Below are 23,466 nucleotides of genomic sequence, written 5' to 3'. Positions count from 1 at the left end.
TTTCGCTCGCCAAATGCCGGTCCAGCGACTAGCATCCGACCTTGTAGGTAAAGATATCCAGGGCTGTGAACACCTTCACGTCTTGATGGTCAATGCTCGCAGTTCGTAAAAACTAGAAACATCCATAAGGGCACTCTCATGAACAAATTGCTTTCCCTCGCAGTAGCCGCCGCGCTTTCACTGGGTGGCATCGCATCGGCACAGGCTGTGGAAATCACCGGGGCAGTCGGTGCCACCAGCCAGAGCGGCATGACCTACCGTATCGGTGCCGGCTGGAATTGGGACAGGAGCTGGTGGCAGAGCTCCACCGGTCGCCTGACCGGCTACTGGGATGCGGGCTATACCTACTGGGAAGGTGACAACGGCCGGTCTTCCGACCAGCATTCGCTGTCCTTCGCCCCGGTGTTCGTCTACGAATTCGGCCAGGGCCAGGTGAAGCCCTTCGTCGAAGCCGGTATCGGCGTCGCCGTCTTCTCCAGCACCAAGGTTGGCGAGCAGGACCTGGGCTCGGCCTTCAACTTCGAAGACCGCATCGGCCTGGGCCTGAAGATCGGCGACACCCAGCGCGTCGGCATCCGTGCGACCCACTACTCCAACGCCGGCATCAAGCAGCCCAACGATGGCATCGAGTCCTATGCGCTGTTCTACAGCCACACCCTCTGATCCAGGGCTTGGATGAAAAAAGCCGGACCTAGTCCGGCTTTTTCGTGTCCGTCCTGCGCGCCATGCCGCGGTAGGCGGCCAGGGCGCGCTGGCGACTCTCGCCCAGGTTCACCAGGGGCGTCAGGTAGCGGTCCCCCGGGGTATGCACGGCCTTGCCCCTGAGGTCGGCCAGTTCCGGCACCCAGGTACGTACATAGTCGCCTCGCGCATCGATCTTCAACGCCTGGGTGTGAGGGTTGAATACCCGGAAATAGGGCACCGAATCGGTACCGGTGGAGGCGCTCCACTGCCAGCCGCCGTTGTTGGAGGCCAGGTCGCCATCGATGAGATGCCGCATGAACCAGCGCTCACCCTCGCGCCAGTCAATCAGCAGGTTCTTGCACAGGAACATGGCCGTGAGCATGCGCATGCGATTGTGCATCCAGCCGGTCTGCAGGAGCTGGCGCATGGCGGCATCGATGATGGGAATCCCGGTGCGCCCCTGTTGCCAGGCTGCGAGGCCTTCGGGGTCGTCGCGCCAGGGCAGGGCGGTCAGGTCCCGATTGAATGGCTGGTGCCGGGAAACCCGGGGGTAGCCCACCAGTACGTGACGATAGAATTCGCGCCAGAGCAACTCGGTGATCCAGGTGGCCGCCCCCTGCTTGCCGCCGCTGAGCAGACCCTCGTTGGCCCGCACGGCTGCCTGCAGGCACTGGCGGGGCGTCAGCACCCCGGCATTGAGATAGGCCGACAACTGGCTGGTACCGGGTTCGCAGGGAATGTCCCGCGCCCGCTGATAGTCTTCCAGATCATCCCGGATGAAGGCTTCCAGGCGCTGCAGTGCTTCCTCTTCCCCTGCCGGCCATAGCCTTTGCAGGTCGGCGGCGGTGGCCGCGAAACCCTCGACCGCGGTGGGCAGCTCGTCCGAAGGGATCGGGTGCTTCCGCTGCCTGCCCGGGGCGGGCAGGGGTGTCGGCAGGCCGGTTTCCAGGCGTGCCAGGCAGGTCTTCCTGAACTGGCCGAAAACCTTGAAGTAGCCGCCGCTCTTGGTCAGTACTGTACCCGGCGCGAACAGCGTCTGGTCCAGATAGCGATGGGTCGCCAGGCCCGCGTCTGCGAAGGCCCTGACCACGGCGTCGTCGCGGACGGCTTCGTTGACCCCGTATTCGTCATTGAAATGCAGGCGCTCCACGCCCAGCTCCCGGGCGAGGTCGAGCAGCACCTGGGGCGCCTGCTCCCAGCGCTCGGCGCTGCGGACCAGCAAGGGGATGCCGAGGGACTTGAGCGTCTTGCCCAGTTCGGCAAGATTGCGCAGCCAGAAATCGACCTTGACCGCCGCCTCGTCGTGCGCCTGCCACTGGACGGGACTCAGCAGAAAGACGGCTGCCACCGGACCCTGTTCGGCGGCGGCGTGAAGAGCGGGATGATCGAGGGTGCGCAGGTCAGTTCGAAACCAGACGAGCTGACTCATGCATGGCGTTCCTGACGCAGCAGCCCGGCACTCTGCAGGCGATCGAAGGCTTCGCCCGGACTGCGCGCCGGCGCGGCATCGGCGGTGAGGGATTCGCCCAGCGCACCGAGCGTCAGGCAGGGACGCGCATGGCGATTGGCGAAGGTCTGCAGCTGACGACGCAGCTCGCTGTCGGGACGGCTGTCGCGACAGAGGACCAGTGCCCGGGGTTCGAGTTGTTCGACCAGGCGATCCAGATTGCCCGCGGGGACCGACCACTCCACCAGTTCTACCGGGCATTCCGCGGCGCTGATCAGCCAGGCGCAGAGCCACAGCGAGGTGTTCATCGGGGTTTCGTCGAGATTGAGCAGCACCAGGGGCGCGCCTCTGAGGCTGTGCTGGCTGTGATAGATCCGCGCACCCAGCTTGCTGCGCAGCCAGGACTGGAAGAACACCTGTTGCAGACGACCATCGTCGGTCGCCTGGCTCAGGCGTTCCAGCTCCCGCAGCAGCGGCCAGAGCAACTGGTCCAGCAGCACCCGGGGTGGATAGAGCGAGGCGGCGCGGTTATAGGCTTCGTCCAGCGCACGCGAGGCCAGTCGGCCGATGGCGTCGATCATCTCCTGGTGAATGGCCTGCCAGGGCGTATCGCTAGGGATCACCGCGGGCCGTTGCTCGTCGAGCAGCCCCTTGACCTGGCTGACCGCCACACCGCGGGCGATCCAGGCGAGGACCTGCTGCACGCGGACCACATGGGCTTCGCTATAGAGGCGATGGCCCTTGGGCGTGCGCTTGGGGACCAGCAAGCCATAGCGCCGCTCCCAGGCCCTCAGCGTCACGGCGTTCACACCGGTGCGCCGGGCGATTTCCCGGATGGGCAGCCAGCCCTCGTGGAGAGCGGACTGGTAGTCCTGATCTTCGCCGTTCGACGACGAAGGCAAGGGAGTGGCGCTAGATGGCATTTCGCAGACTCAGACGTTCGGGGTGCGGTTGGAGATAGGCCTGCTCGTTCACATAACGATCCGGATGCTGGCGGAAGTGGTGCTTGAGCAGCGTCAGGGGCACGACCAGGGGGACGATGCCCTCGTGGTACTGCTCGATCAGCAACTGCATTTCCTGCTTCTCGCTGTCGCTCAGGACCCGACGCAGATAACCGAATAAATGATAGAGCACATTGCAATGGGTACCACGGGTGGCGCACTTCTTCAGGGCAGCCATCAGGCCGCTGAAATACTCCTGCCCCAGCTCGTCCAGATTGCGCTGGCCGATGCTGCCGACCAGCTGACCGAGGGCCCGCGCACGATGGGCGTCGTGGGCCATGAGCTGATACTTGTAACGCGAATGATAGGACAGCAGCGCCCGCGCCGTCAGACCCTGTTGCAGCAGTTGCTGCCAATGGGCATGGGCGAAGACGCGGGTGACGAAGTTTTCCCGCAGCACCGCATCGTTCAGCCGACCGGCTTCTTCCACCGGCAGGTCCGGTCGTAGACGCATGATGGCGGCGGCGAACAGGCCGCGGCCATCGGTGTCGCTGCCCTGGCCGTTGGCGTGGTAGACCTTGACGCGCTCCATGCCGCAGGAGGGCGATTTCTGCATGAAGATGAAGCCGGACAGGTCGGTCAGCTCGCCCGCCATCTTTTCCCCGTAGCCGGTCAGAGCGGCGGTCACGTCCAGGCTGGGGTTGACGGTACCCACGGCGCGCGGCGCCTGGGAGTCACCCACCAGCCGAATGGGTTCGCGAGGCGTGCCGAGGCCGATGGCCATTTCCGGGCAGACCCGGACGAAGTCGAAATGCTCGGCGAAGGTCTGACTGCAGAGCCGGGATTCCTTGTGTCCACCGTTGTAGCGGACTTCGTCACCCAGCAGGCAGGCACTGATACCCAGGCGCGGGCGGGGCAGGCTGGAGGAGGCATTGGCAACCATGGAGATCCCCTGTCGTGTATTTTCTTGTACAAGGTTTTCCTATTTGTACAAGTTTGGTGCAACTTTCGACAGGGGGCTGCGGCAAAAGATTCGCCGCAGGTTACAGACGGCGTGCGCTTCGTCGATTAATCCAGACTGCCCAGGAGCTGCTGCGCGGCCTCATGACCACTCAACCAGGCACCTTCCACCCGACCGCTGGAGCACCAGTCGCCACAGACGAAGACGCCCATGTCGGGATCGGCCAGGGCGCCCCACTGGTGGGGTTGCGCGGGGCGGGCATAGAGCCAGCGATGGGCCAGGCTGAAGGTCGGCGCCGGCAACGGACAGCCGATCAGCTCGGCGAAGGCGCCATGCAGGCGTTCGATCACCTCGTCCTTCGAGGCGTCGAGGTGCGCCTTGCTCCAGGCGCTGGTGGCATGCAGGACCCAGGTGTCCAGGGTGGTGTCGCGCTCGGGCTTGCAGCGATTGCGCGCCAGCCAGTCCAGTTCGCTGCCCTGCACGAAGCAGCCTTCCACCGGGGTCTGCAGGGGCGTGGGAAAGGCCAGGGCCACCGACCAGGTCGGCTCCATGCTGACACCGGCCACGGTGGCCGCCAGCTTGGGCACGCTGGACAGCAGCGCCGTGGCCTGGGGCGCCGGCATGGCGATGATGACCTGGGCGAAGGGGCCGTGGGTCTCGCCGCCGGCATCCAGCAGGTGCCAGTGCTGGGCCCCGCGAAAGACCTCGGTGATGCGGCAGTCGAAGGTGACCGGCAGATCGGCCAGCAGGTGGCGGGTGATGGCGCTCATGCGCGGCACCCCGACCCAGCGCGGCTGCTCGTCCTGGGACGGACTCAGGCGACCGTCGCGATACTGGTAGAGCGCCGGATTCCATTCGGCCGCGCAACCGGCTCGACGCCACTCGTTGAGGGCGTCGATGAAGCGCCGGTCGCGGGCGGTGAAATACTGGGCGCCCAGGTCGAGGGCGCCAGCTTCGCTGCGCTTGCTGGCCATGCGGCCGCCGCTGCCGCGACTCTTGTCGAAGATCTGGACCTGCTGCCCGGCGCGAATCAGCGTCTGGGCCGCGGCAAGTCCGGCTATTCCTGCGCCAACGATGGCGATGGGGGCAGTCATGATGGACCTCGCTTGTCTGACGATTCGCCCTTGTCGAACGTTTGCGCGCGCAAGGGCTCTACGGCTACGACTGGCAACCGTTCTGGATCTTTCGACCCACGACCATACCAAACAATCCTCTTCCCTTCGTTCAGATGCATACGGGCGGCAGGGCAATACGAGAAGGAAGTGACGACATGCATATCCTGCTGACAGGTGGCACCGGATTGATCGGCCGCGCGCTGTGCCGCCAATGGGCGGCCGCCGGGCACCAACTCACCGTGCTCAGTCGCGACCCGGGGCGGGTGGCGCGCGAATGCGGACCCGGGGTGCGCGGCATCGACCAACTGGCGGCGCTGGGCGACGAACACCTGGATGCGGTGGTCAACCTGGCCGGCGCCCCCATCGCCGACAAGCCCTGGACCCGAGGTCGCAAGGCCGAACTCTGGCAGAGCCGCATCGGCACCACCGAGCGCCTGATCGAGTGGCTGCGTGGCCGTCCGCAAAAACCCGCGGTCCTGCTGTCCGGCTCGGCCATCGGCTTCTATGGCGACAGCGGCGAAAAGCCGGTGAGCGAGGCGGACAGCCTGGCCGGTCCCGACTTCGCCGGCGAGTTGTGCCTGGCGTGGGAGCAGGTCGCCAACGAAGCCGGGAAGCTGGGCATCCGCGTGGTCAACCTGCGCACCGGCCTGGTGCTGGCCGCCGACGACGGCTTCCTGCTGCGCCTGCTGCCACCCTTCCGCTTCGGTCTCGGCGCGCGCCTGGGCAACGGACGCCAGTGGATGCCCTGGATTCATTTACAGGATCAAATCGGGGCCATCGATTTTCTTCTCAACCGAAGCGATGCCCAGGGTCCCTATAATCTCTGTGCCCCCCAGCCGGTCCGCAACCGGGAGTTCACCGAGGCGCTGGGACGGGCCTTGCGGCGCCCGGCGCGATTGCTGATTCCCGCCTTCGCCCTGCGCCTGATGGGAGAGCTGTCCATCCTCCTGCTGGGTGGCCAGCGCGCCCGACCCGAGCGCCTGCTCGCGGCCGGGTATGTCTTTCGCTATCCCGAGCTGGATGCGGCCCTGGCCGACCTGCTCGCTGCCAAGGATTCACGATGACTACCAACGCTCTGCTGCTCGCCAACCTGGGTTCGCCCGATTCGCCCCACGTCCCCGACGTGAAGCGCTATCTGAACCAGTTCCTGATGGACCCCTATGTGGTCGATCTGCCCTGGCCGCTGCGCCGGCTGCTGGTATCCCTGGTGCTGATCAAGCGACCCGCCGCCTCGGCCGAGGCCTATGAGTCGATCTGGTGGGAGGACGGCTCGCCGCTGATCGTGCTCAGCCGCCGGCTGCAGGAGGCCGTACGGCCCCTCTGGCGGCACGGTCCGGTGGAGTTGTGCATGAGATACGGCGAGCCCTCGGTGGAAACGGTGCTCAAGCGCCTGGCCAGCCAGGGCATCCGCGAGGTGACCTATGCGCCGCTCTATCCGCAATTCGCCGACAGCACCACCACCACCGCGATCGTCGAGGCGCGACGGGTGATCGAGGCGCACCAGCTGCCGCTGACGCTGAAGATCCTGCCGCCGTTCTATGACCGTCCGGAATACCAGGCGGCGCTGGCGGCCAGCGTCGAACCCTATCTGCGGGAGCCCTACGACCACCTGCTGCTGTCCTTCCACGGGCTTCCCGAGCGGCACATCCGCAAGCTGGTCAAGGATCGCACGCACAACCTGCGCGCGCCCGACAGCAGCAAGGTCACCGCCAAGGCCCTGGCCGTCTGCTACCGCAGCCAGTGCCAGCGCACCGCCGAGCTGGTGGCCCGGCGCCTGGGCATTCCCGATGGCAAGTGGTCGGTGTCCTTCCAGTCGCGGCTGGGCAAGGACAAGTGGATCGAGCCCTATACCGAGGCGCGGCTGGACGCGCTGGCCAAGGCGGGGGTCAAGCGCCTGCTGGTGATGTGCCCGGCGTTCGTCGCCGACTGCATCGAGACGCTGGAAGAGATCGGTGATCGCGGGCGCGAGCAGTTCATCGAGGCCGGTGGCCGGGAGCTGGTGCTGATTCCCTGCGTCAACGACGACCCGGCCTGGGCCCGGGCGCTGGTGGAGCTCTGCGAGGAGGTGGCGGAGCTGCCGCCGCAGCCGATCGAACAACCCAGGATGCCGGCGTAACGGCATCCTGGGCTGGCCGTCAGAGCAGCGGACGCTCTGGCGGTTCGGCATCCTTTTTCCAGGCGTTGTGCCCGGGCAGGACCAGGTTGAGGCCGATGGCGATCAGGCCGCAGAGGGAGATGCCCTTGAGGCCGATCTCGCCGTTGCCGAAGACGATGCCGCCGATGCCGAACACCAGGGTCACTGAGACGATCACCAGGTTGCGCGCCTCGGACAGATCCACCTGGTGGCGGATCAGGATGTTCAGCCCCACCACCGCGATGGAGCCGAACAGCAGGCAGAGGATGCCGCCCATGACCGGCACCGGGATGGTCTGCAGCGCCGCGCCGAACTTGCCGACGAAGGCCAGCACCATGGCGAAGCCGGCGGCCCACAGCATGACCCGCGGATTATGGTTCTTGGTCAGCATCACCGCGCCGGTCACCTCGGCATAGGTGGTGTTGGGCGGACCGCCGAACAGCCCGGCGGCGGAGGTGGCCAGACCGTCACCCAGCAGGGTGCGGTGCAGCCCCGGCTGCTTGAGGTAGTTCTTGCCGGTCACGCCGCCCACCGCGATCACCCCGCCGACGTGCTCGATGGCCGGCGCCAGGGCCACCGGCACCATGAACAGGATGGCGCCCCAGTGGAATTCCGGCGCGACGAAGGCCGGGATCGCCAGCCAGGGCGCCGCGGCTATGCCCTCGGTATGGACGATGCCGAAGACGAAGGCCAGCGCGTAGCCGACAAAGACCCCGGCGAGGATGGGCACCAGGCGGAACATGCCCTTGCCGTAGATGGCCACCAGCAGGGTGGTGACCAGCGCCGGCATGGAGATCATCATCGCCGTGGCATAGGGCACCAGCTGGGCGCTGCCGTCCCCGGCCTTGCCCATGGCCATGTTGGCCGCCACCGGTGACAGCCCCAGGCCGATGGAGATGATCACCGGGGCGATCACCACCGGCGGCAGCAGGCGGTCGATGAAGCCCACGCCGCGCACCTTCACCGCCAGGCCCAGGAAGGTGTAGACGAAGCCGGCCGCCACCACCCCGCCGAGCACCGCCGGCAGACCGAATTCAGCCTTGGCGGCGATGATCGGCGCGATGAAGGCGAAGCTCGATGCCAGGAACACCGGTACCTGGCGGCCGGTGACCAGATGGAACAGCAGGGTGCCGAAGCCTGCGGTGAAAAGGGCCACATTCGGGTCCATGCCGGTGATCAGCGGCATCAGCACCAGGGCGCCAAAGGCCACGAAGAGCATCTGGGCGCCGACCAGGATCTCCCGCCAGAGCGGTTCCCGCGCGGTCACGCTCAGGCGTCCTTCTGCTTGGTGCCGAAGATCTTGTCACCGGCATCGCCCAGGCCCGGCAGGATGTAGCCGTGCTCGTTGAGGCGCTCGTCGATGGAGGCGGTATAGAGGCGCACGTCCGGATGGGCCTCCTCGACCGCGGCGATGCCTTCGGGCGCCGCCACCAGCACCAGGGCGCGGATTTCCTTGGCCCCGGCCTTCTTCAACAGGTCGATGGTGGCGATCATGGAGCCGCCGGTGGCCAGCATGGGATCGATGATCATGGCCATCCGCTGGTCCAGTTCGCCCACCAGCTTTTCCAGGTAGGTATGGGCCTGCAGGGTGGATTCGTTGCGGGCGAGGCCCACCACGCTGACCCGGGCGCTAGGGATCAGGCTGAGCACGCCGTCGAGCATGCCGATACCGGCGCGCAGGATGGGCACCACGGTGACCTTCTTGCCGGAGATCTTCTCCACCTTGACGGTGCCGCACCAGCCTTCGATGTCCACCTCTTCCACCGGCAGGTCCTTGGTCGCCTCGTAGGTCAGCAGGGCGCCGACTTCCTGGGCCAGTTCGCGAAAGTTCTTGGTGCTGATGTCGGCGCGCCGCATCAGGCCGAGCTTGTGACGGATGAGCGGATGGCGGATTTCGTGGACGGGCATGGAATTCTCCAGAGACGGTAGGGCAGCGGATCGAGGACGTTTTCGGTACGACCGGCGCCCCGAAGGCCTGCCGCGGGGAGGGCAGGCGCACAAAAAAATCGCGGTACATTAAAGCATCCGACTCGAGGTGGGCAGTACCCTGCGACAATAGTAGCCGCCTGGCGGCGCTTGAGATCGGTTCGCGGTGTCTGTACCTTTGCCGCCTTTTATCCGCGCCCGCCATCAGGCAGGCGCCCCGTCCCCCGGAGTAGCCCCATGTCCGCCGATCTCGCCCACATCCGCCAGGTCATGCAGGAGGCCGATTGCCTGTATGACGAAGCCCAGGTCGAAGCGGCCATCGACCGGATCGCCGCGTCCATCACCGCCGATCTCGCCGAGCGCAATCCGGTGATCTTCTGCGTGATGAACGGCGGCCTGATCCTGACCGGCAAGCTGGCCACCCGGCTAAATTTCCCCCTGGAAATGTCCTACCTGCACGCCACCCGCTATCGCAACGAGACCACCGGCGGCGAGCTGTTCTGGAAGGCCAAGCCCGAGGTGTCCTTCATCGATCGCGATGTGCTGATCGTCGACGACATCTTCGACGAGGGCCATACCCTCAAGGCCATCATCGGCTTCTGCCGCCATGCCGGCGCCCGCGAAGTCCATACCGCGGTGCTGATCGACAAGACCCACGACCGCAAGGTCAAGGGCCTGGAAGCCACCTATGTCGGGCTGCCCTGCGTCGATCGATACATCTTCGGCTACGGCATGGACTACAAGGGCTACTGGCGCAATGCGCCCGGCATCTATGCCGTGAAGGGGCTGTGACCGCGCGGCTGTTCGATCAGGGACTGTTCGCCGACCTGCTCCGGCAGGCGGCGGCGAGCCCGCGACGACGCGCCCATCACAACCTGCATTGCATGGACGAACCCTGCCATCGCCTGGTGGTGGGGATGTGCGAAGACAGCTACATACCGCCCCATCGCCACCTGGATCCGCGCAAGGCCGAGAGTCTGCTGGTGCTGCAGGGCCGGCTCGGGCTGCTGACTTTCGGCGAAGACGGGCAGGTGCTGCTGCGCCGCGAACTGTCCCAGCGCGCCGGTTGCCCGGGTGTCGATCTCGCTCCCGGGCACTTCCATGCGCTAGTTGCCCTGGATGGCGACTGCCTGTTCTTCGAATGCAAGGCCGGGCCCTTCGTGCCCCTGGGCGAGGGTGAACGACCGGCCTGGGCACCGCTGGAAGGCGCACCCGATGCCGAGCGCTATCGCAGCTGGATGCGCGCCCAGTTCGATTGAACTTTCGATCCGGGTCGCGGTATTGCCGCGGTTTTGTCACTGGCGGGCAGGCGAGGGGCGGGGTTAGAATCGGCCCTCTTTTCTCCAAAGAATCCCCCAGCACAGGTAGCCAAAGGATGCGCAAGGATAAAAAGCAGGTCATCGGTGAAGAGATCAGAGACGAGCAGATCAAGCTGTTTCTCGCGGTCGAGCCGGCGGACGATACCCCCGCGTCTCTGCACAAGCTGGTCAAGGCCTATCGCGGCCTGCGCCCGGATGACTTCGAGCGCTTCGTCGGCTTCTTCGTCGAGGCCGGCTACGACCTGGATGCCCGTAACGACCAGGGCGAAGACTTCATCGAGCTGATCCGCAGCCATCGCCAGGCCGAGCCCTATATCGACGCCCTGCGCGCCGCCCACGCCTGATTCGGTTGATAAGTGCCTGAGCCCGGCCATGCTGCGTTAAAAACCGGCTGGCCCGCCAGCGCGGTCGTAATGCTCGTTTACCCTTTGTAAGCTCGAGCGCGGGCCCGGTCCGCTTCCTCGCCGATTCGACTCGCTTGCGCTCACCCTGCGGGCCAGCCTCTGGCTGTTACTCCCGTTGGTCGTTGCGCCTTGCCTGACCTTCGCTCGGTGACTTCTCGAGCAGGCAGCAAAAAGAAACCCCGCCATGGCGGGGTTTCTTTTTGCCTGGTGAACGGGCCGCCTGAGCGGCCCGTCGGCCATCAGGCGTCGCGGTTGCGGGTCAGCAGCGCAGGCTTCTCGCTGCGCGGCCGGCTTGGCATCTCTTCCAGCTGCTCCAGGGTCGGCAGGCGATCGGCACGCGACGGCTTGTGCACGATCTTCGGCTGCGGCTTGTTCGACGCCCGCTCTTCCGTGGCATAGGCGCGTGGCTCGCTGGGCGCGGCTTCATAGGGCCGGGCGGCACGGGGCTGGCCGTTCTGGCCACGACGCTTGCCGGGCTGCTGCTGTTGCTGGCTGCGCGGACCGCGGGCAGCGCCCTGGCCCTGGCCTTGACCCTGACGGGGCTGACCCTGGCCGCCGGTCGTGGCGGCGCGCGGCGCGCTGCCGCCGTTGCTACTGCGCGGACCCTTGCGGCCCTTGCCCTGGTAGGGGCTCACGTAGTCGACGCTGTTGCCGAAGTTGTCGTAGGCGTCATCCAGAAATTCCTCCGGATCACGATTGCGCGGCTGCTGGGCAACGGCCTGGCCGGGTTGCACGGCGGCCTTGTCCTGGCTGGCGTCATCGCGATCGCGGCGGTCGCGACGATTGCGGGAACGACCCTTGCGCTCGCCCTGGGGCTGGGCGCCGGATTGCTCGCCACCGGCGGCCTTGCCCGGGTTCTGGGCCTGAGCCTGACCCTGATTCTGGCCTCTGCCTTCGCTGCGCGCCGGCTTGTCGGCCTTCTTCTGGCGATTCTGCTGCGGCTTGCCGCGCGGTTCGCGGGGTGCCCGGACTTCCGGCTGCTCGGGCGGCACGGATTGCGGGTCGAAGCCCTGCATGTCGCCGTCCTGGATGCTCTGCTTGGTCAGGCGCTCGATGGCCTTGAGCAGCTTCTCTTCGTCCGGGGAGACCAGCGAAATGGCTTCGCCGCTACGACCGGCCCGACCGGTACGGCCGATACGGTGGACATAGTCTTCCTCGACATTGGGCAGCTCGAAGTTGACCACGTGGGGCAACTGGTCGATGTCCAGGCCACGGGCGGCGATGTCGGTGGCGACGAGGACACGAACCTCGTTGCTCTTGAAGTCGGCCAGGGCCTTGGTGCGCGCGTTCTGGCTCTTGTTGCCATGGATCGGCGCCGAGGGCAGGCCGTGCTTGTTCAGGTACTCGGCCAGGCGGTTGGCGCCGTGCTTGGTCCGGGTGAACACCAGCACCTGTTCCCAGGCACCCAGGGTGATCAGGTGGGCGAGCAGGGCGCGCTTCTGGTTGGCGGGGATGCGGAACAACCGCTGTTCGATGCGCTCGACGGTGGTGTTCGGCGGGGTGACCTCGATCCGCTCGGGATCCTGCAGCAGCTTGCCGGCAAGGTCGGTGATGTCCTTGGAGAAGGTGGCCGAGAACAGCAGATTCTGGCGGCGGGCCGGCAGACGGGCCAGGACCTTCTTCACGTCGTGGATGAAGCCCATGTCCAGCATGCGGTCGGCTTCGTCCAGCACCAGGACCTCGACGGCGGACAGATCGACGCTCTGCTGACCGGCGAGGTCCAGCAGACGACCCGGGCAGGCGACGAGCACGTCGACACCCTTGGCCAGGGCGGTGACCTGCGGCTTGAGGCCGACGCCACCGAAGACGCAGGCGCTGCGCATGGGCAGGTCGCGGGCGTACACCTTGAAGCTGTCGTGGACCTGGGCGGCCAGTTCACGGGTCGGCGTCAGCACCAGCACGCGGGGCTGCTTGGCCACATAGTGGTGACCATCGGGATGACCGTTGGGAAACAGGCGCTCGAGCACCGGCAGCGCGAAGCCACCGGTCTTGCCGGTGCCGGTCTGGGCAGCCACCATCAGATCGCGACCCTGCAGGACGGCCGGAATGGCGCGTTGCTGAACAGGCGTGGGATTCGTGTAGCCAGCGTCTTCTACAGCGCGGGCAAGGGCCTCGGAGAGACCGAGGGAAATGAAGGACATGCGGGGTTCCTGTCTCTGTCGGCGTCCCGCCGACGTGGGGGCGCGGTTGCGCTGCCGGTTGACGTCCGAAAGGCTTGGGACGTCTCGCCCACCCTCGTCATCCTGCGCTGGATGACGAGTCGGACGATGACCGATAGCGGTAATCACGATTGGGTAAAGTCGCCGCCAGTTCGCCTGGCCGCCTTCAAAAACCGAGGTTTCGCCAGATGGCGATACACGGCTCCGCTTGGTTCAGGGTATAGAAGTGCACACCGGGTGCCCCACCTTCGAGCAGTCGCTCGCAGAGGTCGGTCATGACTTCTTCGCCAAAGGCCTGGATGCTCTGGGTGTCGTCACCGTAGGCTTCCAGTTGCTTCCGCAGCCAGCGTGGCAGTTCAGCGCCACAGGCATCGGAGAAGCGCGCCAACTTGCTGTAGTTGGTGATCGGCATGATGCCAGGGATCACTGGGGCTTCGACTCCCAGTTTGCGGACACGTTCCACAAAATGGAAGTAGCAATCGGCGTTGAAGAAGTACTGGGTGACCGCGCGGTCAGCACCGGCCTGCATCTTGTACACGAAATTGCGCACGTCATCCGTAAAGCTGCGCGCCTGCGGATGGGTTTCCGGATAGGCGGCGACTTCGATATGGAAGTGATCACCGGTTTCCTCGCGGATGAAGGCGACCAGATCGCTGGCGTGGCGCAATTCGCCACCGCCGGACAGGCCCATGCCGGACGGCAGGTCGCCGCGCAGGGCGACGATGCGGTTGATGCCGGCTTCCCGGTACTGCTGCAGCAACTCGCGCAGCTTGGCCTTGCTGTCACCGACGCAGGACAGGTGCGGTGCGGTCGGCACCCCGACCTCGTCGTTGAGCTGGCGCACGGTGCGATAGGTACCGTCGCGGGTCGAACCGCCGGCGCCATAGGTGCAGGAAAAGAACTCCGGCCCATGACTCGCCAGTTGCCGCGCCGTGGCGATCAGCTTCTCGTGGCCCGCTTCGGTCTTGCAGGGAAAGAATTCGAAACTCAGACTGGGTTTCACGTCGTCTCTCTCGTCGGCGGCCACCCGCTCCGGGGAGCGGGTGGCCTGGCCATCAGTAGCGGTAGCTGTCGGGCTTGAAGGGGCCTTCCTGGGTCACGCCGATGTACTTGGCCTGGGCTTCGGTCAGGCGGGTCACCACGCCCCCGAAGCCCTTCACCATTTCCAGCGCCACTTCTTCGTCGAGCTTCTTGGGCAGGACCATGACGGTGACGTTGGCGGTCTTCTCGGCGACCGGCAGGTCGGCGAACTTCTCCTGGTACAGGTGAATCTGCGCCAGCACCTGGTTGGCGAAGGAGCCGTCCATGATGCGGCTGGGGTGGCCGGTGGCGTTGCCCAGGTTCACCAGGCGGCCTTCGGCCAGCAGGATCAGGTAGTCGTCGTTGGCCGAATCGACGGTCAGGCCGGTGCGGTGGATCTTGTGCACCTGCGGCTTCACCTCTTCCCAGCCCCAGTGCTGGCGCATGAAGGCGGTGTCGATCTCGTTATCGAAGTGACCGATGTTGCACACCAGGGCGCGCTTCTTCAGCGCCTTGAGCATGTTGGCGTCACAGACGTTGACGTTGCCGGTGGTGGTGACGATCAGGTCGATCTTGCCCAGCAGGGCGCGATCCACCGAGGCTTCGGTGCCGTCGTTCAGGCCGTCGACATAGGGCGAAACCAGCTCGTAGCCGTCCATGCAGGCCTGCATGGCGCAGATCGGGTCGACTTCCGAGACCTTGACGATCATGCCTTCCTGACGCAGCGAGGCGGCCGAGCCCTTGCCCACGTCGCCGTAGCCGATCACCAGCGCCTGCTTGCCGGACAGCAGGTGGTCGGTGGCGCGCTTGATGGCGTCGTTGAGGCTGTGGCGGCAACCGTACTTGTTGTCGTTCTTGCTCTTGGTGACCGAGTCGTTGACGTTGATCGCCGGGACCTTGAGGGTGCCGTCCTTGAGCATGTCCAGCAGGCGGTGCACGCCGGTGGTGGTCTCTTCGGTGATGCCGTGCACGCGCTCCAGCACCTGCGGATACTTGTCGTGCAGGATCTGGGTCAGGTCACCGCCGTCGTCCAGCACCATGTTGGCGTCCCAGGGCTGGCCGTCCTTGAGGATGGTCTGCTCGATGCACCACTCGTATTCGGCTTCGGTCTCGCCCTTCCAGGCGAACACCGGGATGCCGGCGGCGGCGATGGCGGCGGCGGCCTGGTCCTGGGTGGAGAAGATGTTGCAGCTGGACCAGCGCACTTCGGCGCCCAAGGCTACCAGGGTCTCGATGAGCACGGCGGTCTGGATGGTCATGTGGATGCAGCCGAGGATCTTGGCACCGGCCAGGGGTTGCTCGCCGGCGTACTTGCCACGCAGCGCCATGAGGGCGGGCATTTCCGATTCGGCGATGATGACTTCGCGACGACCCCAGTCGGCCAGGGAGATGTCGGCGACCTTGAAATCGTTGAAAGCGGCAGGCGTGAGGACAGCGCTCATTGAAGAGTCTCCATTCGTTAGGTGCGAATGGGCGCCGTTGATGCGTTCTGATAACGCTCCGTTCGAGCCTGACAACGTCTGACGTCATGCCGGCCGTGATGCCCGCGCCAGCGGCGGGTCGGCTAGGATGGGATAACGCAGCGTGCTGCAGCGCCCCTCGAACGGAAGGCGGGGCGGCCTGGTGGCCGCGATGCGCGGGCAGTATAACGAGGATCGCGATAAACCCAAAGGGTGGCGCTCTGCCTCATGTCGACCGGAATCTACCGCGCGCACCCTGATCTGATGCCCCAACCCCCCTGGAAATTCAAGGAGCCCTGATGAACTTCCATACCCGCAAGTGGGTGAAACCCGAAGACCTCAACGCCAATGGCACCCTGTTCGGCGGCAGTCTGCTGAAGTGGATCGACGAGGAGGCGGCGATTTACGCCATCGTGCAGCTGGAAAATCCCAAGGTGGTGACCAAGTACATCTCGGAGATCAACTTCATCAGCGCCTCGCGTCAGGGCGACATCATCGAGCTGGGCATCACCGCCACCGAGTTCGGGCGTACCTCCATCACCCTGAGATGCGAGGTGCGCAACAAGATCACCCGCAAGAGCATCCTCACCATCGACAAGATCGTCTTCGTCAATCTCGACGAGGAAGGCAATCCGGTGCCCCACGGCAAGACCCGGATTACCTACGTCGAGGACAGGTTCAAGGAGTCGCCTTGAGTCCGGCGCGGGTCACGTCCAGGCGCCGCCGCTCGGCCCAGTAGAGCAGCAGTTCGCGCAGTTGCGAGAGTTCGATCGGCTTGCCCATGTGGCCGTCCATGCCGGCCTCCTGGGCGCGATCCTTGTGCTCGGCGAGGATATGCGCGGTCAGGGCCACCACCGGGGTGCGCGAACGATGATTCTGCTGTTCCCAGGCACGTAGCCGGCGGGTGGCGCCGAAGCCGTCCAGCAGGGGCATCTCGCAATCCATCAGGATGAGGTCATAGGTGTTCTGCTGGAGCTTTTCGAAGGCCTCCAGGCCGTTGCTCACGGTATCGGGTTCGACGCCGAGCTTCTTCAGCATGCCGCGGATCACCTTGACCGAGATGCTGTTGTCCTCGGCCACCAGCACGCGGAAGTCGCTGGGGATGCCGCTGGGCTGTTCCTGGGGCTCGGGTTCGCTGACCCGCTGGCCGCGGCGCGACAGTTCGTCGGCCAGGGTGGCCCTGAGGGTATAGCCGGCCACCGGCTTGGCCAGCACCCGCTTGATGCCGGCGTTGCGGGCGATGACCTTGCTCGGCGCATTGCTCAGCCCGGTGAGCATGATCAGCAGCAGATCGTGGTTGAGATTCTCGTCCTCGTTGATGCGCGCGGCGAGCTGCATGCCGGTCATGCCCGGCATCTGCTGATCGAGCAGCACCACATCGAAGTATTCCCGCAGGTGCGACTGGGTACGCAGCAGGGCCAGGGCCTCGCGCCCGGAGGCGGCGGTCACCGCCTGCATGCCCCAGGCGCTGCACTGCTGCTGCAGGACCTTGCGGCAGAGTTCGTTGTCATCGACCACCAGCACCCGCACGTCCTGCAGCGGATAGTCGCTGTCGCCGCGCGACAGGACCAGCGCCTGAGCCGGGATGGGCAGGCTGATCCAGAAGCTGGAACCGCCTTCGGCGTTGTTCTGGATGCCGAAGTCGCCCTGCATCAGCAGCACCAGCTGGCGGGCGATGATCAGGCCGAAATCCAGGCTGTCGGTGTCGCTGGCGAGGAAGTCGCGGCGGTCGAGGTGGGTGGACAGCAGCTGGCGACTCAGCGCCGCGTCCAGCGGGGTGCCGCTGTCCTGCACGGAGATGCGCAGGCGCGGCGGTTGGCCGGTGGCCTCTTCCAGGGAGATCACCAGCAGGATCTCGCCTTCCTCGGTGCGCTGGAAGGCGTTTTCCAGCAGGTTGAGCAGGATCTGGCGCAGGCGGGTCGGGTCGCCGATGAAACGGCGCGGCACCTGGGGCTGGATGAAGCTGAGCAATTCGACCCGGTGCTCCTCGGCACGCGGCCGGAAGATGTCCAGGCAGTCGTCGAGCAGGGCATTGAGGTCGAAGGTGACCTCCTCGAGTTCGATCTGGCCACTTTCCAGGCGGGTGATGTCGATGATCTCGTTGATCAGATTGAGCAGCTCGGCGCCGGCGCTGTGGATGGTCTGCACATAGTCGCGCTGCTTGGCCGACAGCGCCGTGCCCTGCAGCAATTCGGTCATGCCCAGCACGCCATTCATGGGCGTGCGGATCTCGTGACTGATGCGCGAGAGAAATTCGGCCTTGCCCTTGAGCTCCGCGTGGTCCGTGGCTCTGTCGCGGGTGCGGGTGAAATGTTCCTCGCGCAGATAGCGACGCCGCTCCTCCAGGGCCAGGGTCAGCAGGATGCCGCTGAGCATGCAGCTGGCGATCAGGCCGCGGCCCATCCATACCGGCGGATTGGCGTAGCCGGCCAGGATCGGCAGCGCGATCAGCCCGGCCAGGGCCAGCAGGGCGCAGCTCATCACCAGCAGCCGCGCATAGCGGGCGCCCTGGTGCCAGCGCTCCAGAGCGATGATCAGGCAGGCGCACAACGCCAGGCCATTGACCGCCATCAGCCAGTCGCCGACATAGAGTTCGCCGGCGGCGATACGCACCATGGCGGCCAGGCCGACCAGGGCCAGCAGGCTCCGCAGCGTGCGGCGGACCCAGAGCGGCAGCCGTCGCCAGCCGAAGAAGGCACCCACGAGATTCAGCCCGGCGGCGCTGCAGGCCAGCACCGACAGATCGGTCAGCAGCGGCGTCTGGCCCTTGAAGGTGCCCAGCAAGAACTTGCTCAGTCCGAAGATGTTCAGGGCTACGCAGACCAGCATCACCAGCAGCAGGGTGAGGGCGCTGGTGGCGCGGCTGCGGTGGTAGAGCAGCTGGGCACCGTTGTACAGCGCCAGCATGGCCAGGCAGCCGAGCAACACGCCGAACATCACCAGGCGATGGGTGATCTCGGCTTCGGCGCTGCTGCTCAGGGTCAGGGCGATCCGCATCGGCTGGGGCGATTCGAATCTCAGGAAGAGGTCGAGCGGCTGATCGCTCTGTGGAATCGGAAAGACGAAGTCGCGACTGAGTTGCTGCGGATTGAGCAGCGGCCGCGACAGGCCATCGCGGATCTCGCTGAGCAGCTGGTCATCGCGATAGGCGAAGAAATCCAGATAGCCGACGTTGGGCGAAATGATGCGCAGCAGCCGCTGCTGGGTATCGGGCTGGATGCGCGTGTGCAGCCAGAGCGCGCCGGAACCGGCCGGGCGGTGGGCCCTGGCGGTGGTCAGCGGTTTGAAGGCGGACAGCCGATCACGGACATCATCGAGCGAGAATTCGCCAGTAACGTCCTCGTACTGCGCCCAGCCCGCATCCGGCGAATTCTCGGCCTGCACGGAATTGGCCACTAGCAGCAACAGCAGCCAGCTGACCACAAAGCCTATGGCGATCCAGAGCCGGTGCACGAGAGTTCCCTTCGCAAATGCGGACGTCGAGTATAGACCAGCCCGTCACGTCTGTTGACGTAACAGTGTAACAGGCTGATCTCTTAGGCGAGCTTCACTGTCGCTCGCGAGCGATGGCGCGGTAGCCGATGTCGCTGCGGTAGAAGCAGCCCTGCCAGGAGATTTCCCGGGCCAGTGCAGAGGCGTTCTGCTGGGCGGCGGAGACCGTTTCGCCCAGAGCCGTGGCGCACAGCACCCGACCGCCGGCGGTGACGACCTGACCGTCGCGCAGGCCGGTGCCGGCGTGGAACACCTTGCCCGGCAGCGCTGCGGCGGCCTCGAGACCGGCGATGGCGTCACCCTTGGCGTAGTCGCCCGGATAGCCGCCGGCGGCCAGGACGATGCCCAGGCTCGGACGTGGATCCCAGCAGGCTTCGATCTTGTCGAGGGCCTCGGCCAGGGCGGCCTCCACCAGCAGCACCAGGCTGGACTGCAGGCGCAGCATCACCGGCTGGGTCTCGGGATCGCCGAACCGGCAGTTGAATTCGATGACCTTGGGCGCGCCACTCTGGTCGATCATCAGGCCGGCATAGAGGAAGCCGGTGTAGACATTGCCTTCGCTGGCCATGCCGGCCACGGTAGGCTCGATGATCTCGCGCATGACCCGGTCATGGACCGCCGCGGTCACCACCGGCGCCGGGGAGTAGGCGCCCATGCCGCCGGTGTTGGGACCGCTGTCGCCGTCGCCGACGCGCTTGTGGTCCTGGCTGGTGGCCATCGGCAGCACGTTCTTGCCATCCACCATGACGATGAAGCTGGCTTCCTCGCCATCGAGGAATTCCTCGATCACCACGCGCGCACCAGCATCGCCGAAGGCATTGCCGGAGAGCATGTCACGCACGGCGTCCTCGGCTTCGGCCAGGGTCATGGCGACGATCACGCCCTTGCCGGCGGCCAGGCCATCGGCCTTGATCACGATGGGCGCACCCTGCTCGCGCAGATAGGCCAGCGCCGGCTCCACCTCGGTGAAGTTGGCGTAGGCGGCGGTGGGGATTTGATGGCGCGCGAGGAAATCCTTGGTGAAGGCCTTGGAGCCTTCCAGTTGCGCCGCGCCGGCGGTGGGGCCGAAGCAGGGCAGGCCACGGCTGCGGAACAGGTCGACCACTCCGGCCACCAGCGGCGCCTCGGGGCCGACGATGGTCAGCTCGACGTTGGCCGCGGCGAAATCGGCCAGTTGCTCCAGGGCCAGGACGTCGAGGGCGACGTTCTCGCACTTGGCTTCGGTAGCGGTGCCGGCGTTGCCGGGCGCGACGTAGACCTTGGTGACCCGGGTGTCCTGGGCGACCTTCCAGGCCAGGGCGTGTTCGCGACCGCCGCTGCCGATGATGAGTACGTTCATGAAGCTTTCCTCTGGGCGGACGCTGGGCACGTCCGCCACGCAAATGGGTCGACGGCGAAGGCTGCGGCCCCCGCCGTGGCGGGCCTTAGTGGCGGAAGTGGCGCATGCCGGTGAAGACCATGGCGATGCCGGCTTCGTCGGCGGCGGCGATCACCTCGGCGTCGCGCATGGAGCCACCCGGCTGGATCACCGCGGTGATGCCGTTGGCCGCGGCGTTGTCGATGCCGTCGCGGAAGGGGAAGAAGGCGTCCGAGGCCATGACCGCGCCGGCTACGGCCAGACCGGCGTGCTCGGCCTTGATGGCGGCGATGCGCGCCGAGTTGACACGGCTCATCTGGCCGGCGCCGATGCCCACAGTCTGCTGGCCCTTGGCGTAGACGATGGCATTGGATTTGACGAACTTGGCCACCTTCCAGGCGAAGATCAGGTCCTGCAGCTCCTGCTCGCCGGGCGCGCGCCGGGTCACCACCTTGAGGTCGGCGGCGGTGATCATGGCGATGTCACGGCTCTGCACCAGCAGGCCGCCGTTGACGCGCTTGAGGTCCAGGCCGGGCTTGCGCTCGGCGGGCCACTCGCCGCACTCCAGCAGGCGGACGTTGGCCTTGGCCGCGACGACTTCGCGGGCTTCGGCGCTGACGCGCGGGGCGATGATCACCTCGACGAACTGGCGCTCGACGATGGCGCGGGCGGTCTCGGCGTCCAGTTCGCGGTTGAAGGCGATGATGCCGCCGAAGGCCGATTCGCTGTCGGTGGCATAGGCCAGTTCATAGGCCTGGCGGATGTCGCTGGCGACGGCCACGCCGCAGGGATTGGCGTGCTTGACGATGACGCAGGCCGGTTCCCCATAGCTCTTGACGGTTTCCAGGGCGGCATCGGTGTCGGCGACGTTGTTGAAGGACAGTTCCTTGCCCTGCAGCTGGGTGGCGGTGGCCACGCAGGCTTCGCTGGCGTGCTCGACATAGAAGGCTGCCTGCTGGTGCGGATTCTCGCCGTATCTCATGTCCTGCGCCTTGATGAACTGGGCGCTGAAGGTCCGCGGGAAGGCGGCGCGGCCTTCGGTGGAGAGGGTCTCCGCCTGCTGGTCGATGCTGCCCAGGTAGTTGGCGATCATGCCGTCGTAGGCGGCGGTGTGCTCGAAGGCCTTGAGCGCCAGATCGAAGCGCTGGGCATAGGTCAGGCCACCGGCCTTGAGGTCGTCGAGGATGGACTCGTAGTCGCTGGCATTGACCACGATGGCGACGTCCTTGTGGTTCTTCGCCGCACTGCGGACCATGGTCGGGCCGCCGATGTCGATGTTCTCGATGGCGTCGGCCAGGCTGCAGCCGGGCTTGGCCACGGTGGCGGCGAAGGGGTAGAGGTTGACCGCGACCAGGTCGATCGGGCGGATGCCGTGCTCGCTCATCACCTCGTGGTCGACGCCGCGACGACCGAGGATGCCGCCGTGGATCTTGGGGTGCAGGGTCTTGACGCGACCGTCCATCATCTCCGGGAAGCCGGTGTAGTCGGCGACTTCCAGCGCCGGGATGCCTTCATCGCGCAGCAGCTTGTAGGTGCCGCCGGTGGACAGGATTTCCACGCCGATGGCCGCGAGTTCGCGGGCGAAGTCGACGACGCCCGTCTTGTCGGACACGCTGATCAGCGCACGGCGGACGGGGAGGCGAGAGGTCTGGTCGGTCATGGTCATGTCCATCAGGAGGATAGAGACCGCCGGTCAAGCCCTCTGGCCCGCCGGCGATGAGGCGGATCAGAGCAGGTCGTACTGCTTGAGCTTCTTGCGCAGGGTGCCGCGATTGAGCCCGAGCATCTCCGACGCCTTGGTCTGGTTGCCCTTGACGTAATTCATCACGCTTTCGAGCAGGGGTGCTTCCACTTCGCAGAGCACCATGTTGTAGACGTCGGTCACCGGCTGCCCATCGAGGTGGGCGAAATAGTTGCGCAGCGCCTTTTCCACGCTGTCGCGCAGCGTCTGACCCTCCTGCAGGGGAGCGGTCAGGTGCTGCTTGAGGTCGCCGTTGTCACTCACGGGCGCTGTTCCAGTCAAAGTCTCGGTCATCGAATTCATGCCACCTGCTTCCCGGTCGGGGGCTGCGCGAAGAACGCGCGAATGCTGGCGTGCTGGGCTTGGGTGTCTTGCAGTCGGTTGAACTGGGCGCGCGATTCCGCGGCGCCCGGCCGGTCGGCCAGGTACCAGCCGACGTGCTTGCGGGCGATGCGTACGCCCATTTCCGCGCCGTAGAAGGCATGTAGGGCGTCGAGATGCGCCAGCAGGATGGCCTCCACCTCGGCATCACCGGGCGCCGCGAGGTGCTCGCCGGTCGCCAGGTAGTGGGCGATCTCACGGAAGATCCAGGGGCGCCCCTGGGCGGCACGGCCGATCAGCAGGCCGTCGCAGCCGGTGTGTTCGAGCACCCAGCGGGCCTTTTCCGGGCTGTCGATGTCGCCGTTGGCGAACACCGGGATACCGACCGCCTGCTTGATGGCGGCGATGGTGTCGTACTCGGCGGCGCCGAGGAACCGGTCGTCCCGGGTGCGGCCATGCACGGCGAGGGCCTGGATGCCCGCGGCTTCGGCCAGCTGCGCGATGCGCAGGCCGTTGCGATTGTCGGGATTCCAGCCGGTGCGGATCTTCAGGGTCACGGGGACGTCGACGGCGGCCACCACGGCAGCGAGGATCTCGGCCACCAGGGCCTCATCCTTCATCAGCGCGGAGCCGGCGGCCTTGTTGCAGACCTTTTTCGCCGGGCAGCCCATGTTGATGTCGATGATCTGGGCACCCAGTTCGACATTGCGCTGGGCCGCCTCGGCCAGCATCGCCGGATCGCCGCCGGCGATCTGCACCGAACGTGGTTCCTGCTCGCTGGCGTGGATCAGGCGCAGCCGCGACTTGCGGCTGTCGTAGAGTCGCACGTCACTGGTCACCATTTCCGACACGGCCATGCCGGCGCCGAGTGCCAGGCACAGGCGACGGAAGGGCAGGTCGGTGACCCCGGCCATGGGCGCGAGAATCAGCGGATTGGGCAAGGTATAAGGGCCGATGCGTACCATCGACATATCTTTTTCCCTGG

The 23,466-nt window shown here is 66.1% G+C and carries 21 protein-coding genes and 1 riboswitch; of the genes, 7 read left to right on the top strand and 14 right to left on the bottom strand.

What is annotated here, in order from left to right; genetic code table 11:
* Nucleotides 1-138: 138 nt before the first annotated feature.
* On the top strand, nucleotides 139-663 hold the full coding sequence (locus tag PVZ77_RS05210; RefSeq protein ID WP_133861545.1) for an acyloxyacyl hydrolase: 525 nt from the start codon (nucleotides 139-141) through the stop codon (nucleotides 661-663).
* 28 nt (nucleotides 664-691) lie between these two features.
* Here PVZ77_RS05210 and PVZ77_RS05205 read toward each other — a convergent pair whose 3' ends face one another.
* From PVZ77_RS05205 to PVZ77_RS05190, 4 genes are all read right to left on the bottom strand, one after another.
* A complete protein-coding gene (locus PVZ77_RS05205; RefSeq protein WP_273810250.1) occupies nucleotides 692-2,113 on the bottom strand; it encodes a cryptochrome/photolyase family protein in 1,422 nt (473 codons plus the stop codon).
* Nucleotides 2,110-3,033 carry a MerR family transcriptional regulator gene (locus tag PVZ77_RS05200; protein WP_273810248.1) on the bottom strand — a complete coding sequence of 308 codons (924 nt, stop codon included), beginning with the start codon at nucleotides 3,031-3,033 and terminating at the stop codon, nucleotides 2,110-2,112. The genes PVZ77_RS05205 and PVZ77_RS05200 overlap by 4 nt, the downstream gene beginning before the upstream one ends.
* Nucleotides 3,034-3,043: 10 nt before the next feature.
* The gene (locus PVZ77_RS05195; protein ID WP_273810246.1) at nucleotides 3,044-4,015 is read right to left on the bottom strand and encodes a YbgA family protein; all 972 of its coding nucleotides are present in this window, start codon (nucleotides 4,013-4,015) and stop codon (nucleotides 3,044-3,046) included.
* Nucleotides 4,016-4,140: 125 nt separating this feature from the next.
* A complete protein-coding gene (locus PVZ77_RS05190) occupies nucleotides 4,141-5,238 on the bottom strand; it encodes an NAD(P)/FAD-dependent oxidoreductase (protein WP_273810244.1) in 1,098 nt (365 codons plus the stop codon).
* Nucleotides 5,239-5,303: 65 nt separating this feature from the next.
* On the opposite strand from PVZ77_RS05190, the gene PVZ77_RS05185 reads away from it, so the two are divergent.
* Together PVZ77_RS05185 and PVZ77_RS05180 are read left to right on the top strand one after the other, a co-directional pair.
* Nucleotides 5,304-6,212, top strand: a complete 909-nt coding sequence (locus tag PVZ77_RS05185; protein ID WP_273810243.1) for a TIGR01777 family oxidoreductase — start codon at nucleotides 5,304-5,306, stop codon at nucleotides 6,210-6,212.
* Complete coding sequence (locus PVZ77_RS05180; RefSeq protein ID WP_273810241.1) at nucleotides 6,209-7,264, top strand: ferrochelatase; 1,056 nt, start codon at nucleotides 6,209-6,211, stop codon at nucleotides 7,262-7,264. The genes PVZ77_RS05185 and PVZ77_RS05180 overlap by 4 nt, the downstream gene beginning before the upstream one ends.
* Nucleotides 7,265-7,283: 19 nt before the next feature.
* On the opposite strand, the gene PVZ77_RS05175 is transcribed toward PVZ77_RS05180, so the two are convergent.
* Entirely contained in the window at nucleotides 7,284-8,549 is a 1,266-nt protein-coding gene (locus PVZ77_RS05175) for a uracil-xanthine permease family protein (protein ID WP_443218056.1), read from the bottom strand.
* A gap of 2 nt (nucleotides 8,550-8,551) precedes the next feature.
* On the bottom strand, nucleotides 8,552-9,190 hold the full coding sequence (gene upp, locus PVZ77_RS05170) for a uracil phosphoribosyltransferase (protein ID WP_017641072.1): 639 nt from the start codon (nucleotides 9,188-9,190) through the stop codon (nucleotides 8,552-8,554).
* 255 nt (nucleotides 9,191-9,445) lie between these two features.
* On the opposite strand from upp, the gene PVZ77_RS05165 reads away from it, so the two are divergent.
* The 3 genes from PVZ77_RS05165 to PVZ77_RS05155 all read left to right on the top strand — a co-directional run bounded on the left by PVZ77_RS05165 (nucleotide 9,446) and on the right by PVZ77_RS05155 (nucleotide 10,871).
* Nucleotides 9,446-10,000, top strand: a complete 555-nt coding sequence (locus tag PVZ77_RS05165; protein WP_273810240.1) for a hypoxanthine-guanine phosphoribosyltransferase — start codon at nucleotides 9,446-9,448, stop codon at nucleotides 9,998-10,000.
* The gene (locus tag PVZ77_RS05160) at nucleotides 9,997-10,467 is read left to right on the top strand and encodes a WbuC family cupin fold metalloprotein (RefSeq protein ID WP_273810239.1); all 471 of its coding nucleotides are present in this window, start codon (nucleotides 9,997-9,999) and stop codon (nucleotides 10,465-10,467) included. The genes PVZ77_RS05165 and PVZ77_RS05160 overlap by 4 nt, the downstream gene beginning before the upstream one ends.
* A gap of 116 nt (nucleotides 10,468-10,583) precedes the next feature.
* Nucleotides 10,584-10,871: a PA4642 family protein gene (locus PVZ77_RS05155; protein WP_273810237.1), complete on the top strand. Its 288-nt coding sequence runs from the start codon at nucleotides 10,584-10,586 to the stop codon at nucleotides 10,869-10,871.
* Nucleotides 10,872-11,170: 299 nt separating this feature from the next.
* Here the strand turns inward: PVZ77_RS05155 and PVZ77_RS05150 are convergent, their stop codons facing one another.
* From PVZ77_RS05150 to ahcY, 3 genes are all read right to left on the bottom strand, one after another.
* Nucleotides 11,171-13,072, bottom strand: coding sequence for a DEAD/DEAH box helicase (locus tag PVZ77_RS05150; RefSeq protein WP_273810236.1), 1,902 nt, complete (start codon nucleotides 13,070-13,072; stop codon nucleotides 11,171-11,173).
* Between the two features lie 184 nt (nucleotides 13,073-13,256).
* Complete coding sequence (gene metF / locus PVZ77_RS05145) at nucleotides 13,257-14,093, bottom strand: methylenetetrahydrofolate reductase [NAD(P)H] (protein ID WP_133861534.1); 837 nt, start codon at nucleotides 14,091-14,093, stop codon at nucleotides 13,257-13,259.
* Nucleotides 14,094-14,145: 52 nt separating this feature from the next.
* Complete coding sequence (gene ahcY, locus PVZ77_RS05140) at nucleotides 14,146-15,552, bottom strand: adenosylhomocysteinase (protein ID WP_208693809.1); 1,407 nt, start codon at nucleotides 15,550-15,552, stop codon at nucleotides 14,146-14,148.
* 22 nt (nucleotides 15,553-15,574) lie between these two features.
* Nucleotides 15,575-15,717, bottom strand: a riboswitch (S-adenosyl-L-homocysteine riboswitch).
* 152 nt (nucleotides 15,718-15,869) lie between these two features.
* Here ahcY and PVZ77_RS05135 point away from each other — a divergent pair.
* A complete protein-coding gene (locus PVZ77_RS05135; protein ID WP_064309293.1) occupies nucleotides 15,870-16,265 on the top strand; it encodes an acyl-CoA thioesterase in 396 nt (131 codons plus the stop codon).
* Here the strand turns inward: PVZ77_RS05135 and PVZ77_RS05130 are convergent.
* The 5 genes from PVZ77_RS05130 to dusB form a co-directional block, all read right to left on the bottom strand.
* Complete coding sequence (locus PVZ77_RS05130) at nucleotides 16,249-19,023, bottom strand: hybrid sensor histidine kinase/response regulator (protein WP_273810233.1); 2,775 nt, start codon at nucleotides 19,021-19,023, stop codon at nucleotides 16,249-16,251. The genes PVZ77_RS05135 and PVZ77_RS05130 overlap by 17 nt on opposite strands.
* 94 nt (nucleotides 19,024-19,117) lie before the next feature.
* Complete coding sequence (purD, locus tag PVZ77_RS05125) at nucleotides 19,118-20,401, bottom strand: phosphoribosylamine--glycine ligase (protein WP_263259272.1); 1,284 nt, start codon at nucleotides 20,399-20,401, stop codon at nucleotides 19,118-19,120.
* A gap of 85 nt (nucleotides 20,402-20,486) precedes the next feature.
* Nucleotides 20,487-22,079: a bifunctional phosphoribosylaminoimidazolecarboxamide formyltransferase/IMP cyclohydrolase gene (gene purH, locus PVZ77_RS05120; protein ID WP_273810231.1), complete on the bottom strand. Its 1,593-nt coding sequence runs from the start codon at nucleotides 22,077-22,079 to the stop codon at nucleotides 20,487-20,489.
* A 66-nt stretch (nucleotides 22,080-22,145) separates the two neighbouring features.
* Nucleotides 22,146-22,463: a DNA-binding transcriptional regulator Fis gene (gene fis, locus PVZ77_RS05115; protein ID WP_026083845.1), complete on the bottom strand. Its 318-nt coding sequence runs from the start codon at nucleotides 22,461-22,463 to the stop codon at nucleotides 22,146-22,148.
* Entirely contained in the window at nucleotides 22,460-23,452 is a 993-nt protein-coding gene (dusB, locus tag PVZ77_RS05110) for a tRNA dihydrouridine synthase DusB (protein WP_273810225.1), read from the bottom strand. The genes fis and dusB overlap by 4 nt, the downstream gene beginning before the upstream one ends.
* Between the last annotated feature and the right edge of the window lie 14 nt (nucleotides 23,453-23,466).

Origin of the sequence: Pseudomonas sp. SHLD1, from assembly GCF_028640935.1 — a bacterium.
In the GTDB taxonomy this organism is placed as follows: domain Bacteria; phylum Pseudomonadota; class Gammaproteobacteria; order Pseudomonadales; family Pseudomonadaceae; genus Chryseomonas; species Chryseomonas aestiva.
Note: the sequence above shows the minus strand (reverse complement) of the source record. Positions and strands in the feature narration are given on the sequence as shown.

Excerpts from the sequence above, each read along its gene's own strand:
- PVZ77_RS05210 (WP_133861545.1), top strand. The coding sequence starts at position 139 with ATGAACAAATTGCTTTCCCTCGCAGTAGCCGCCGCGCTTTCACTGGGT.
- PVZ77_RS05205 (WP_273810250.1), bottom strand. The coding sequence starts at position 2,113 with ATGAGTCAGCTCGTCTGGTTTCGAACTGACCTGCGCACCCTCGATCAT.
- PVZ77_RS05195 (WP_273810246.1), bottom strand. The coding sequence starts at position 4,015 with ATGGTTGCCAATGCCTCCTCCAGCCTGCCCCGCCCGCGCCTGGGTATC.
- PVZ77_RS05185 (WP_273810243.1), top strand. The coding sequence starts at position 5,304 with ATGCATATCCTGCTGACAGGTGGCACCGGATTGATCGGCCGCGCGCTG.
- PVZ77_RS05180 (WP_273810241.1), top strand. The coding sequence starts at position 6,209 with ATGACTACCAACGCTCTGCTGCTCGCCAACCTGGGTTCGCCCGATTCG.
- upp (WP_017641072.1), bottom strand. The coding sequence starts at position 9,190 with ATGCCCGTCCACGAAATCCGCCATCCGCTCATCCGTCACAAGCTCGGC.
- PVZ77_RS05165 (WP_273810240.1), top strand. The coding sequence starts at position 9,446 with ATGTCCGCCGATCTCGCCCACATCCGCCAGGTCATGCAGGAGGCCGAT.
- PVZ77_RS05155 (WP_273810237.1), top strand. The coding sequence starts at position 10,584 with ATGCGCAAGGATAAAAAGCAGGTCATCGGTGAAGAGATCAGAGACGAG.
- PVZ77_RS05150 (WP_273810236.1), bottom strand. The coding sequence starts at position 13,072 with ATGTCCTTCATTTCCCTCGGTCTCTCCGAGGCCCTTGCCCGCGCTGTA.
- ahcY (WP_208693809.1), bottom strand. The coding sequence starts at position 15,552 with ATGAGCGCTGTCCTCACGCCTGCCGCTTTCAACGATTTCAAGGTCGCC.
- PVZ77_RS05135 (WP_064309293.1), top strand. The coding sequence starts at position 15,870 with ATGAACTTCCATACCCGCAAGTGGGTGAAACCCGAAGACCTCAACGCC.
- purD (WP_263259272.1), bottom strand. The coding sequence starts at position 20,401 with ATGAACGTACTCATCATCGGCAGCGGCGGTCGCGAACACGCCCTGGCC.
- purH (WP_273810231.1), bottom strand. The coding sequence starts at position 22,079 with ATGACCGACCAGACCTCTCGCCTCCCCGTCCGCCGTGCGCTGATCAGC.
- fis (WP_026083845.1), bottom strand. The coding sequence starts at position 22,463 with ATGAATTCGATGACCGAGACTTTGACTGGAACAGCGCCCGTGAGTGAC.
- dusB (WP_273810225.1), bottom strand. The coding sequence starts at position 23,452 with ATGTCGATGGTACGCATCGGCCCTTATACCTTGCCCAATCCGCTGATT.